Here is a 13,450-nt window from a genome sequence, read left to right on the forward strand (position 1 = left end):
GGTATGAGTGGCGGTGTTATGGCCGATGCAAGCGCACAGCAACCACCCGAAGTTGCCACCACGACTACTGAGCTTTCGCTGCTTGATCAGGTTCTCGTCGAAACCAAAATCACACCCCGCGACGACGGGTACGACCTCGCCCGCCGGGGTGTCGCGGCTTTCCTTGCCGAGCTCGTCAAACCGGGGCGGGCCGATGGGATGGTCAACAACGCGCTCATCGATCAGATGATCGCGGAGATCGATCGCAAGATCTCGGCTCAGCTCGACGCCGTGCTGCATACCGATGAGTTCCAAAGGCTCGAGTCAGCTTGGCGCGGCCTCAAGTTCTTGGTCGACCGAACCGATTTCCGTCAGAACATCAAGGTAGAACTTCTCAGCGTCAGCAAGGATGAACTGCTCACCGATTTCGAAGACAGCCCGGAGATCGTCAAGTCCGGTCTGTATAAGCTCGTCTACTCAGCCGAGTTTGGCCAGTTTGGCGGCCAGCCCGTCGCAGCCATGATATCGGCCTATGAATTTGGCAGTTCGAGCCAAGACGTTAAGCTCATGCGGTATATGAGCGCGGTGGGCGCTATGTCGCATTCGCCTGTCATCGCCTCAGCAGGGGCTGAGATGTTCGGCGTCGAAAGACATGAGGAGATCGCCAATCTTAAGGACCTGCAATCGATTTTCGAGGGGCCGAAATATGCCAAGTGGAACTCATTCCGCGAAAGCGAGGACGCTCGCTATTTCGGCTTGACGCTACCGCGTTTCCTGCTGCGCTTGCCTTATGGACCCGAGACGATTCCAGTAAAGAGTTTCAATTATCAGGAAGCTTCGTATGGCGAAACTGACAATTATCTGTGGGGTAACGGCGCCTTTGCTTTCGCAACCCGCCTGACCGAAAGCTTCGCCAAGTATCGCTGGTGCCCAAACATCATCGGCCCACAGTCAGGTGGGGCGGTGGAAGACCTCAATCTGCACACCTATGAGTCGATGGGGCAGTTGCAAAGTAAAGTACCTACGGAAGTCCTCATCTCGGATCGGCGCGAGTTCGAGCTCGCTGAACAGGGCTTCATTGCATTGACCATGCGCAAGGGCTCGGACAACGCTGCTTTCTTCTCGGCCAATTCCGTGCAGAAGCCCAAGTATTTCGGCAACTCCCAAGAAGGGAAGGAAGCCGAGCTCAACTACAAGCTTGGTACCCAGTTGCCCTATATGTTCATAATCAATCGCTTTGCACACTATATCAAGGTGCTGCAGCGTGAAAACATCGGCTCGTGGAAGAGCAGGGAAGAGCTGCAGAGCGAGCTCAACAACTGGATGCGCCAGTATGTTTCCGATCAGCAGAATCCGTCGGCAGACGTACGCTCGCGCCGTCCGTTGCGCAAGGCGGAGATCACCGTTGAAGATGTGGAAGGTGAACCGGGCTGGTATCGCGTCGGCATATCCGTCGTCCCACACTTGAAGTACATGGGCGCGGATTTTGCTTTGACGCTGAAGGGCAGGCTCGACAAGCAATAAAGGCGTGGGCAGGGGATGTTCGACCGCAGTCTTGTTGAGCGCTTGGAAGAAGCAGCCGTGACTATGGTCCCGCCGCAGAATCATTTTTCGTTCGACCGCCTCCAAGCGAGTATCCTGGAAAACCTGCGCCGGATCTTGAACTCGCGCCAGGGCTGTTGTGAGACGCGGCCCGACTACGGCATGCCCGATCTAAACGAAGCGATCGGGCAGGGCGTCGATGCGGTTCGCGCGGTCGCTCGTATGCTCAAGCAGGAGATCGAGAAGTTTGAACCCCGATTGGGGAATGTTTCGATCCGCTTTGATGCCGATCCCGACAAGCCGTTACAGCTGACGTTCCACGTAACCGGAATGGTGCACTATAACGACCAGGTCGAGCATGTCTCGTTCGATACAATCCTGAACGACGACAGGCGCGTCCTTTTGAGGCGCTGAAGCGGTGGCCCTCAATCCGTATTACGAAGATGAACTGTCCTATTTGCGCGAGCTTGGCCGCGACTTCGCGGAGGCCAATCCGGAGCTCGCTCCCTTTCTCGGGCGGAATGCGACCGATCCGGACGTAGAGCGGCTCTTGGAAGGCTTCGCCTTCCTCGTGGCGCGGCTACGACAGAAGCTCGACGACGAGTTCCCAGAACTCGTCCATGACCTGTTGCGGATGGTATGGCCACAATATCTCCAATCCCTTCCGCCCATCACGACGCTGGCGTTTGCCGTGAAGCCATCAGCGAGCGCCGTTAGCGTGAACGTTCCTGCCGGCACAAGCATTCGCTCGCGTCCGATTGAGGGAACCAGTTGCGCGTTTGTCACCTGCTATCCAATTGACGTGCTCCCGCTGAAGATCAATGACGTCGAGCTTGAGAACCGGACGAGTTCGGCTCGCCTTACTCTGGCTATCAAGGCAATCGGGCGGCAAAACCTGTCATGTCTTCGGAAAAACCGGCTCCGGCTCTTCTTTTCGACTGAGCGAGAGCCGCAGGTAGGCCGCTGTCTATTGACTTGGCTGTGCCGTCACGTCACGGGAGCGACGGTCACCGTCGGGGATCAACAGGTCGTCGCCAGCATTGGGCCAACACAAATCGCGCCAGTCGGTTTTGGCGATGACGAGGCGGTTTTGCCTTGGCCATCGAACGCCTTCTCAGGATTCCGGATCATTCAAGAATATCTGACTTATCCCTCGAAATTTCTATATCTCGAATTGTCCGGTCTCGATCCGGCCGGGACGACCCAGACGGAGAGCGAGTGCAAGATCAGTATTGAGTTTCATCGTCCCTTCCCCGCGCAATTGCGCTTAAGCAAGGATCAGATTCGCTTGAATTGCACGCCAGCCATCAATGTCTTCGCTCACGAGGCATCGCCGATCCGCCTGGAGCAGAAGAAGACCGAATACCGCGTGCTTTCCTCGGGGGGACCGAATTTTAGCATCCGTTCTGTCGATCGCGTGACCGGCCACATGCAAGGACATCCCGAACGCATTGAGTTCGAGCCATTCGATCTGCTGCGCCACGATCTGCCCGGGGCCGGTCACAGCAGGGCTTACTTTCGCCGGCGCATTCGCCCAGCAGTGATTGGCCGGGGCATCGATCACTATGTGAGTTTCGTTGATCGGCTCGACGTCTCCCAGCACCCGCCGATCGATGTCGTCTCGCTTCGGTTGACCTGTTCCAACGGCCCCATCGCCGAGCGGCTGCCGGTTGGTGCGGTGGATCAGCCTTCCTCCGACACGCCTCGCTCGGTCACCTTCTCCAATATTACCGCCGTCGTTGCAGAGGTGCCACCACCCATCAGTGATGGCCTGTTGCGCCGCCTGACGGCTAATCTGGCGCGCAATTACGGACCCATGGTCAATATAGATGCGTTGCGGACCGTTATTTCCAGCTACGATTTCCGTGCGGTGTACGACCGTCAGGCGCGCCGTCGCCTGGAGCTGTTACTCGAGGGCCTCGACCGGTTCGTGACCACCGATACCGATCATGTGGTGCGCGGTGCCCCGATCCGGATGCGCAACATCGAATTGGCCGTGGCTGACAGCAAGATCGGCAGTGAGGGCGAATTGTTCCTATTGGGCTCGGTACTCGACTGCTTCCTCGCCGCTTTCGCCAGCATCAACATGCTGCACCGGTTTTCGATCCATGGCACGGAGAGCAACGCGCACTACACATGGCCAGCGAGAATCGGACAGATCACGCCGTTCTAACCGCGCCCGACGATGTCAAGGAGCTCGCGACTTACGAAGTTTTCTCTCTCGCAGCCCTTCTTGAACGGCGCTTCAGCGAAGCTCCGTCAATCGGATCCACCGACGATCCCGGGCGCGAGGCCGTGCGCTTCCGCGCGGCGCCAATGCTCGGCTTTCCCGCCGAAGAGATCGCCGAAATCAGGCAAGTCAAGGCCGGCAAGCGGCTGGAGGTGTTTGTCAATTTCCTGGGGCTACACGGCCCATCCTCGCCGTTGCCCCCCTTTTTTACCGAACGTGTCATGCATGGGGACGACACTGGAGCGCTCGGCCAGTTTTTCGACTTTTTCAATCACCGTCTGATTAGCCTACTGCTGCGAATTTGGAGGTACTATCGCCACCATTTGCGGTTCGAAGAGGGAGCAACAGATGCGATCTCGCTGCTGGTCGGTGCGCTTTTTGGGCTCATGCCCACGGAAAACACAGCTGATGAACGGGAATGGCGGGCCCGGTTGCTGCCTCATGCAGGTAAGCTTGCCCTGTACAGCCGATCGGCACAGCTCGTAGGCGGCGTCATTTCCAGCCACTTGGGCGTTCCGGCCCAGATTGAAGAATTCATCTGGCGCGAAATCGATATTCCGCCGGAGGCGCAGTGGCGTCTAGGTAGTCCCGGTATTCAGCTCGGCTTTGATACCCTTGCTGGCGAAACGATGCCGGACATCATGGGCAAATTTCGGCTTCGCCTCGGTCCGCTCAGCAAGCAGCAGTTTTTGTCGCTGCTGCCCGCTCGCGAGGCGCACGCTATCCTTTGCCGTCTTATGAACCCGATCTTGCGCGAGCCGCTGGCCTGGGATCTCAAGCTGGAACTGGCAGCGGGAGAGATGCCGGAATGGGTCCTGGGTGAAGGAGAATTGGGCTGGACGACGTTGATAGAACCACTTGAGGCGATAGAAAGCTCGGTTCTGCTGTGATTGCCATCGCAAGTTCATTCGGCAGGTTCGATTAAGTCCGGCGCGCGCTTCTGGCGGGCCTTCGTCTTTGACACCTTGAAAGGACTAACCCAGAGGATAGGCCCGCGGGCATCCAGCGGCCGCCGAAGTGGCCTTTGCCGAGCCCGCAGGGATCGGCGACGCTGGCGATGAAGTGGAGGGTGTCATATCGGAGCAGCCGCAGGTTGACCCTTGTCTAGTATCTGACAGCCATAGCGCCTCTGTCACGTTCAGAACACCGGCCGCGATTTGCAGCGTCTCGGCTTTCAAGGACCAATCAGTAGTTTGGAGCGCGAGAGCCGTTGGCACGGCGGTTGCTAGCAGGATGTCGCAAGATTGAGGGACTTTAAGTGCAGGCTGACACGCGGGACGAACGATGATCTTCTTCTCCTGCACCAGTGTGACTCGCTTTTGAGAGGGAAGTCAGTGCGTGCCTCACCGTGCCCGAGAGCGCACAAAAAGCGAATATGCGCGCGAAACAGTCGACCGACCTCACAACATGGAAGGAGGTAGCTACGTTAGCGCCTCGCACAAGTCTGGTCCGGCGGCGCATACGCAGGCGCTGAAAAGCGAAGTCGAACAAGGCATGGGATGCATCTCATACTCGGAATTATCGGAGAGAACGCGCAAGCCCTGGGCCGAAACGCAATGCATACGTTCGGACCGGAAGGTGGCGTTATCGGGCGGGGACTTGGCTGCAGCTGGCAGCTTCCGGATCCAACCAATACTCTTTCGGTACGCCATGCGCAGATCGCATTTAACGGTCTCGGATTCTCCATCACGGACACCAGCACTAACGGCGTCTACGTCAATACCATCGACGCGCCGTTGGGACGCGGCAACGCGGCGCCGTTGGCCGATGGCGATACATTATATATGGCAAGCTACATCATCTCGGTGATGATCGAGTACGATCCTGACGAGAAACGTCAGCAGCTCGGGCTAACAGGTTCGAACGCCGTGCGCATCGGTGGCGCAGCGCCGGCCGTGCCGTCGCCTTCAGTCGCGCAGGAGCTGGCCGATGTGCCCCTTACGGCTCCCGGGCTGTTGGGCAGAGATACAGATCTTCCGCTCGATCCGTCAACCGCGATCTCGTCCTCTCATCCAGCTGCGGAAGAGAGGCTACAGGCGGTCGTTTCACCACAAGTGCGCGATCTATTGTGTCTCCTTGAAGACGAGGTTCCCGCCAAGGACGCGGGATCAGCCGAGCCAGATCTGCTCGCAGACTTGCCTCGGATGGCGCAAGTGTCGAGCATGGCCGACACGGAGATGCCGTCCTTGCATGCGCGGCTGCGCGAATCTCCTTCGCATCCGTTGCCACACGCTGCGACCTCATTTGTCGAGCTATTGCATCGACCGCCTACACTACTCAAGGAAAGCTGGACTGCACCGGCGAATGGCCGTCCTGCACCGATTATTCCAGAGGACCTTGACATTGGCGATCTATTGCCGGAAGGGGGCTCATTCAGAGCGCCGCCGCCTGCGCCGGCATTGGAGGCAAATTTGTGCCTCCACGCGCCAAGCACCCCACTTCAGGTCTCGTCCAATCCAATCAGTTCCGCTTCTGCCGATCGTGGACCATTGAGCGCTCCCGATGCATCGGATGTGCGTCCTGGAGAGCGCAGGCTCGATGGGGCGGCGGTCATAAACGCGCAAGCTGCGGGAAGGCCGATCGAGGGTCCGCAGGTGCACGACGCGACGTGCTTTGCAGCGTCGCTTTCTCCCGCGTCATCGCCGGCAGAATCGGATGAACTCCAGGAGTTCTGGAACGCATTGGGGGTCGATCCGGGGCGTCTGCCGTTGGCGCAGCGCCAGGAGGTCCTCGCTGAACTCGGCCGCGCGCTCGCCGAAACGGCCAAGGGTCTGCAATCGACTTTGGCCGCGTGGACCAAGTTCAAGAACGAACTCCACATTGAGGCAGCACGGGGACGCGCTGACGACAACAATGCATTCAAGTTTATGAAGAGCGGTCATAGCGCGCTGCGCGCGGCGCTTGCGAAGGATCATGCTTTACTGCCGCTTTCCCGATCGGTCCGTGATGGGTTCTGCGACATCAAAGCGCATGAGATCGCGGCCATAGCGGCGATGCGAGGGGCGGTCAGCAATGTCTTGACGCATATCAGTCCACAACGGATCGAGAGTGATGGCGCGAATAGAGGTCTCTTCGGCACCCGCATCAACAAGGCCAAGCTGTGGGACCGGTTTGTCGAGCTGCACGCGTCCATGGTCAATGACATTGACCGGACTGCGCGCATCTATATCGCAGAAGAGTTCGCCCGAACCTACAACACGCGGCTCTCGGCACCTGGCTCAAGCGAGCGGAACGCGACATGACGGTACCGCTGACCAAACTTCAGCGGTTGTCTCTCGTTGGCGGAGCATTCCTGGCGGCCGCCGCGGTGGCCAGCTGCTCGATCGATAAGACCTTGAAGACAACGCCACTCAAATTCGTCATCCACAGCGATCCACTCGTCAATCAGAACGCGCGCGGTGAGCCGTCGCCTGTTGTCGTGCGAATTTATGAGCTGAAGTCGACGACTAATTTCGACCGGGCGCAGTTCTTCGAGCTGTTCGACAACGACGCCAAACGCCTCGGGCCCGATCTGGTGGCTAAACGCGAGACTGAACTCAAGCCTGGCGAGAAATACGATTTCGAGCGCAATACGCCTATTGAAACTCGCTATATCGGCGTGATCGCCGGTTTCCGACTGGGTAACGAAGCGCAATGGCGATCAACGACCGAAATCAAACCCGACCGAGACAACACGATTTTGGTGAAATTGACGGCGCATGCGATCAGCGTTGAAGCCAGCCAAAACTGGTGGAAGATCTTCTGATCGCCTCTGTCGCTATCGAGGCGAGGCTCTGAGCAGATCCCGGCTTTTGGAGTTCATAAGGCGACATGGCGATGTCTGGGGCGAGTAAACCGATCTGGTCGGAAGGCATGTTGGTGCGGCCGCAGCACCTGCAGCAATACGACCGCTGGGTCGAGCAACTGCTCGAGAATCGCATCGCCGGTCTGATCGGTCACGGTTGGGGTGTTCGGAGGATCGCCTTCGATCGTGGCTGCCTCGCGCTCGGGCAGGTCGTCCTTACCGAGTTCGAAGGCATTATGCCCGACGGTACTGCGCTTCGCTTGCCTGAGCACGGTCAGCTTCCACCTGGACGAACACCTCCAGCCGCGGCGAAGAACTTGCCGGTCAAGATCGCTGTGGCGCGGCGCCGGCACGCCGGCAATGAACTCTCTCCCGGGGACGTACCTTTGAGCCGTCATCGTCAAGAGGTCCTTCAGGTCCGGAATGCGACTGCGCCTGAGAAGCCTCCCGTCGATATCGATGTTGCAGCGCTGACAACGCATCTTGTGTTCGACGCTGAGGAACAGGGCGAGCTGATTACGATGCCTATTGGTCGAATCCACGAGATCGATTCGGCCGGCGCCATTACGTTGACCAAGACCTACCTCCCGCCGGCCCTCGATATCCATGCGGTCCGACCCCTGATTGCGCTGTTGAACGAGGTCAGGTCGCTGCTTCGGACCCGCGCTGAGGCTCTTGCTGCGCGCGCCGATCCATCCCGCGTGAGGGCAGATGGCGCGGGGCTGATCGATCTTGTCACATTATCCATCGTGAACAGCGCCGAAGCCGTTTTCGACCATTTCGCAGCAACACGCGGGCATCATCCCGAAACCCTCTTTCGCGCGCTGCTCGGCCTCGCGGGACAGCTGTCGAGTTTTGCCCGTGACCGCCGTATACCCGTAGATATGCCTGCCTATTGTCACGAGGATCTCGAACCCGGCTTCACAGCTCTGGTACGTATTCTGCGCGAGCTGTTGTCCGTCGTAATCCAAGGCGCCGCGATCTCACTCCCGCTACAGGATCGCGGTCATGGCATACGGATCGCTATCATTGCTGATCGCGCCATATTTCAGGATGCTCGCTTCGTTCTTATAGCAGTGGCGAGTGTAGCGACCGAGACGCTGCGCATCCAGCTTCCCGCTCAAATGAAGGTAGGCTCGGTCGAGCAGATTCGAGATCTCGTCAATCTTCAGCTTCCGGGCATTCCTGTTCGCGCGCTGCCCGTGGCACCGCGCCAGATACCCTACATCCAGAACGCCGTCTATTTCGAGCTCGATCAATCAGTAGAGCTGTGGCGCACCATGCGGCGCTCGGCGGCCTTTGCTTTCCACGTCAGCGGTGACTACCCGGATCTGCATCTCGAGTTCTGGGCCGTCCGCGGAGAACGTGTGGCTAACCAGGCTGAAACACATGGATGAGCCGACAGTCATTGGACGCAGACCGCTCGGTCCGACCCGTCATATTCAACGCGAGCAATCGACACTTCGCGTTCCGTCCAAGGTCGGCGCAGCAGCCTTCCCCGTCACGCCATCACCAGCACCTGGCGAAGTGCGGATCGCCAACCATGCTGAAATTGTCGCACAAAGTCTGTTAGAGCCAACGGCGCCGGAAGACGCTTTGGTTGCGGCCGCAACACCGATCTTTTTGATTGTCGCACAGCTTCGCATGGTCGAGACCGCAGATATAGCGGCGATGCGTCGTGGAACTGTCGAGCAAATTCGCCGCTTCGAGGAGTGGGCCGTCAAGAACCAGGCCAGTCGCAGCGATGTGAGCGCTGCGCGTTACGTCATCTGCGCGCTGGTCGACGAAGCGGTGATGACCACGCCATGGGGCAGTGAAAGCGCCTGGAGCGACAATAGCCTGCTCAACCAGTTCCACAACGAGACGTGGGGCGGCGAAAAGGTCTTCCAGATCGTCGAGCGCGTCCAGGCCGAGCCCACCAAATACCTCGCACTGCTTAAACTCATCAATCTCTGCTTGCTGATGGGCTTTGAAGGCAAATATCGCGTCATGGATGGAGGGCGCGAGCGGCTTGAAGACCTGCGTTCGGAGGTCCATCGCCTTTTGGGGAAATACACCACCGCGCCGCCGGCAGAACTGTCCGGCGAATGGCGTGGCGTCAAAGCCCGCACCGGGCTGCGCACTTACGGGTCCTTGTGGACCGTTTTCGCCATTGCCGCTTTTGTGATGCTCATCGGCTACATCTTTTTCCGGTGGCGCCTCGGAAACCAAATCGCGGATGTCGAGCAGTTGCTCGAGTCGATCGGCCGTTCATGGCTTTAGGGAGGCGCAGGTGTTCGGCCCACATTTGGCGGCACTCTTCTCGGTTCGAGGCATCATCACGCTCATCTGCTTGCTTGCGATCAGCCTGCTCATCTGGTTCGGCGGTCCTCATCTCGTCGTGTTCGAGCAAGGTCTGCTCGACCAGCCAACTGTTCGCGCCTCAGCGATCGCGAGTCTCGTGCTCGTAGTCTTGCTCGTCACGCTTGCTCGTTACTGGCTGGCGCGCCGCACTAACCGCCGCATCATCAAGTCAATCATGGAGAGCGAAGGCCTGATCGGACCTGCCGGCAATAGCAGCCAGGAGGAAGTCGAATTAATTCGTAGGCGCTTCGAGGATGCACTAAAGGTCCTGCGTGATACGGTATTCGCGGGCAAGCGCGGACCAAGTTATCTGCTCGAACTGCCCTGGTACATCATCATTGGCCCACCGGGCGTGGGCAAAACGACGATTTTGCGCAGCTCTGGGCTCGAGTTTCCGCTCTCCCGGCAGCTTGGAGTCGAGCCGGTCACCGGCATTGGCGGTACACGAAACTGCGACTGGTGGTTCACAGATGAAGCAGTCTTGATCGATATGGCAAGCCGTTACACGACGCAGGACATCGATACCGAGGTCGATCGTGCGGCCTGGCGCGGCTTCCTCGATCTTCTCGTGACACATCGGCGCCGGCGGCCCATCAACGGTATCCTGGTTGCGGTCAGCTTGGCCGATTTTTTGTCGCGGGACGAGCCGGTGAGGCGGCAGCACATCCAGGCCATTCGCTCGCGGATACAGGAGCTGCTGAAGACCTTTCGCATGCGCATTCCGGTTTATGTGCTGGTTACCAAATGCGATATGGTGCCTGGCTTTACAGAATATTTCGACGATCTCGACAATCAAGGCCGTGCCCAAGTCTGGGGCAAGACCTTTCCTCTTGGGCCATGCGATCGTGTCGGCGACGCCGTGGCCTTGGAGATGCAGGAGCTTGCGGAGCGGCTTGAGGCCAGACTGCCCCTTCGCATGCACGACGAACGGGATCTCAGCCGACGGGGACTCATGTATGCGTTTCCGAAGGAGTTCTGGGGTGTCCGGAGCGAAATCGCTAGCTTCCTTGGTGAGGTCTTCCGATCGCGTCGCTTCGATGTAGAGCCGATGCTGCGTGGCGTCTATTTCACCAGCGGCACACAGAAGGGAAAGCCAATCGATCGCGTGATCGATGCGATTGGCCGAAACTTCGGTCTGCACTTGACCCCGCGCGTGCCGACGCTCGAGCAGGGGAGGGGGTTCTTTATCAAGCAGTTGCTGACCGAAGTGATCTTCGCTGAGCAGGGATTAGTCGGCCGAAATTCGAAACTTGAGCGCCGGCTCGCTCTGGTCGATGGCGGTGGGCATATCGTAGCAATGGTGCTAACGGTGGCTGCGTTCATTCTGTGGTATAGCGCCTTCACACGCAACGAGGCGCGTATCGAACAAACCAGAGTGGCCGCGCAGACTACAGAGGCGCGTCTTTTGGAAAACCGCGGCCCGCTCGACCTTAAGGCCATCCTGCCGACACTCAATGCCGCGCGCCGGCTACGTCTAGTGGCTGGGGAAGACGGCTGGTTTGCCTGGCTTGATGATCTCGGCATCTCGGCGCCCCCCGTGCTTGCGCCAGCTGCTCAAGATGTCTACGACCGCATCCTGCTCAATCGCCTGCTGCCGGTTTTCGCCGGCAGGCTCGCCGTCCGCATCGATGCCCTGTTGCGCGCCGGCAACGATGCTTTGCTGGACCAGGTCAAGGAGGTGTTCCGCACCTATCGGATGCTGAGCGATCCGGGCCATTTTGACCGTGGCGAAGTCGAACAGGCGGCGCGCAATGAAATCGCGCGCACATTTGCGCTCGATCCGACGTCGGCTGGCGAACTGAACCAGCATTTTACGCGGCTTATCGAGTTGCTGCCGAAACCCATCAGTGTCGACCAGCAATTCGTGGGAGCGGTGCGGTCCCGGCTAAACAAGCGTCCTATCGTTGAGCAGGTCTATGCCCGCCTCCTACGCGAAGGCGCGCAGAACACGCGCCTGCGGCCGGTCGATTTTATTCGTCTGCTGGGTTCCGGGCAGCTTGAGATCACCCAAATGCGCACCTTCCAAATTGGCCTTCCCGCCATTGACGAGCAGGAACAGGTTTATGCGAATGGTGGTGCCATGATCCCCGGCATCTTCACGCGCGAGGGTTTTCTCAATTTCGTGCTGCCGAACCTTCCGCTCATCGTCCGAGCAGAGCAGAGCGCCGACTGGCTACTCTCCGGCGCCCCGTTCGACACGGCAGATATTCAACCGATCGCCCTCAAAGTCATGGATCGGTATGTTAACGATTATATCCGCGTTTGGACAAATGTCCTGAGCAGTATCCACGTTGTCAAGTTTGACGATTTGCAACGCGGCTCAGCGATCATGCGCGCCTTGGCCGGCTCGGAAAGCACGCTGCAGCAGATCGTTTCTCTAGTGCACGACAATTCGAATCTGCTGCCGTTAGGAGAGCAGACCCCGGTCAAGGCCGGAGATGCAGGCTCTGCCGCCGGCCCTTCCTCGGTCGCCGTCCATCAAGCCGCGGGTGCTCTGTTCCATGCTGCGTTCGGCGATGCGCCTTGGCCGGGAACGCGGATCACCGAAGCGTTCCGGCCTCTGGCCCAACTGGCCACAGGCGGGGCTTCTGCACAACCGACGGGCATGGATCATATCCGTGGTCTCTTCGGCGGCCTCTATGTGGCGATGGCCAACATCGCGACAGCGCCGGATCCGAACCAGGCCGCGTTTCAGCTCGTTCAGCGACGCGCCAGGGATCCGAACAACGATGCTTTCGGTGCCCTGCGCGCCGACTCGGCGCTGCGACCGGAGCCGATCCGCACCATCATGAACGAGATCGCGCTTCAGACATGGAGCACCTTGCTCAAGCGGGCGCATGACCATGTCGATGCGGTTTGGACGCGCGAAGTGGTCCCGGTCTGCCAGGGTATCATTTTCCAGCGCTATCCAGTTTTCGAATTGGCGAGCGAGGACATGACGCTCAAGGACTTCGGCGATTTCTTTCGTCCCGGCGGCATCGTCGATGACTTTTCTCAGAAATACCTTTCGCCGCTGGTCGTCGACCGTTGGACCGGCCTTGCACCGGCGATCATCGACGGTGCAGAGGCACCAATCCGCGCGGATGCATTGATACAATTTCAGCGCGCGCGGGAGATCCGCAATGCGTTTTTCAGCAGCCCTGGTTCGGCACCGGCAGTGAAGTTCAGCATCAAGCCAGTCTATCTCAGCCCCAAACTGATGGGCGCGACGTTTGTCCTGGACGGCAAGGAAATCGCCGATCGTCACGAGGCGCCGCGTGCCTACGAGCTCGAATGGCCGACCCGAACCGAGGCAAGTATTGCCGCCATTACGCTCACCGCGGCGGACAAAACCGAGGAGAGGATCGAACGGTCAGGCCCTTGGGCACTGTTCCGGCTGCTCGACGCGTCACAACTGGCCTCAGGTGGCGCTTCGGATCGGTTTGCCATGACAATCGGTAAGCCGGACGGGACCAACGTGACCTACGAACTGCGCGCAGCAAGTGTCAGCAATCCGTTCAGCCTGAGCGTCCTTCGCTCGTTCCGGTGCCCAGATAGCCTATGACCAGCGGGCGTCGGAGTTCTCTTTTGTA

General features: G+C 59.0%; 9 protein-coding genes. All 9 read left to right on the forward strand.

Annotated elements, in window-relative coordinates:
• Window positions 1–3: 3 nt before the first annotated feature.
• The 9 genes from tssC (at window position 4) to tssM (ending at window position 13,422) form a co-directional block, all read left to right on the forward strand.
• Window positions 4–1,503, forward strand: coding sequence for a type VI secretion system contractile sheath large subunit (gene tssC / locus SO140_RS22315; protein ID WP_498543129.1), 1,500 nt, complete (start codon window positions 4–6; stop codon window positions 1,501–1,503).
• Between the two features lie 15 nt (window positions 1,504–1,518).
• Window positions 1,519–1,935, forward strand: coding sequence for a type VI secretion system baseplate subunit TssE (gene tssE, locus SO140_RS22320; RefSeq protein ID WP_498543130.1), 417 nt, complete (start codon window positions 1,519–1,521; stop codon window positions 1,933–1,935).
• Window positions 1,936–1,939: 4 nt separating this feature from the next.
• The gene (gene tssF, locus SO140_RS22325; RefSeq protein ID WP_498543131.1) at window positions 1,940–3,694 is read left to right on the forward strand and encodes a type VI secretion system baseplate subunit TssF; all 1,755 of its coding nucleotides are present in this window, start codon (window positions 1,940–1,942) and stop codon (window positions 3,692–3,694) included.
• Complete coding sequence (tssG, locus tag SO140_RS22330; RefSeq protein WP_498543132.1) at window positions 3,658–4,641, forward strand: type VI secretion system baseplate subunit TssG; 984 nt, start codon at window positions 3,658–3,660, stop codon at window positions 4,639–4,641. The genes tssF and tssG overlap by 37 nt, the downstream gene beginning before the upstream one ends.
• Before the next feature lie 609 nt (window positions 4,642–5,250).
• On the forward strand, window positions 5,251–6,993 hold the full coding sequence (locus tag SO140_RS22335; RefSeq protein WP_498543133.1) for a type VI secretion system-associated FHA domain protein: 1,743 nt from the start codon (window positions 5,251–5,253) through the stop codon (window positions 6,991–6,993).
• On the forward strand, window positions 6,990–7,496 hold the full coding sequence (gene tssJ, locus SO140_RS22340) for a type VI secretion system lipoprotein TssJ (protein WP_498543134.1): 507 nt from the start codon (window positions 6,990–6,992) through the stop codon (window positions 7,494–7,496). Before SO140_RS22335 ends, tssJ begins: the two co-directional genes overlap by 4 nt.
• Window positions 7,497–7,561: 65 nt before the next feature.
• On the forward strand, window positions 7,562–8,932 hold the full coding sequence (tssK, locus tag SO140_RS22345; RefSeq protein WP_498543135.1) for a type VI secretion system baseplate subunit TssK: 1,371 nt from the start codon (window positions 7,562–7,564) through the stop codon (window positions 8,930–8,932).
• On the forward strand, window positions 8,925–9,797 hold the full coding sequence (gene icmH / locus SO140_RS22350; protein ID WP_498543136.1) for a type IVB secretion system protein IcmH/DotU: 873 nt from the start codon (window positions 8,925–8,927) through the stop codon (window positions 9,795–9,797). Before tssK ends, icmH begins: the two co-directional genes overlap by 8 nt.
• A gap of 10 nt (window positions 9,798–9,807) precedes the next feature.
• Window positions 9,808–13,422, forward strand: a complete 3,615-nt coding sequence (tssM, locus tag SO140_RS22355; protein ID WP_498543137.1) for a type VI secretion system membrane subunit TssM — start codon at window positions 9,808–9,810, stop codon at window positions 13,420–13,422.
• Window positions 13,423–13,450 lie beyond the last annotated feature (28 nt).

Source organism: Bradyrhizobium sp. UFLA05-108 (assembly GCF_059803455.1).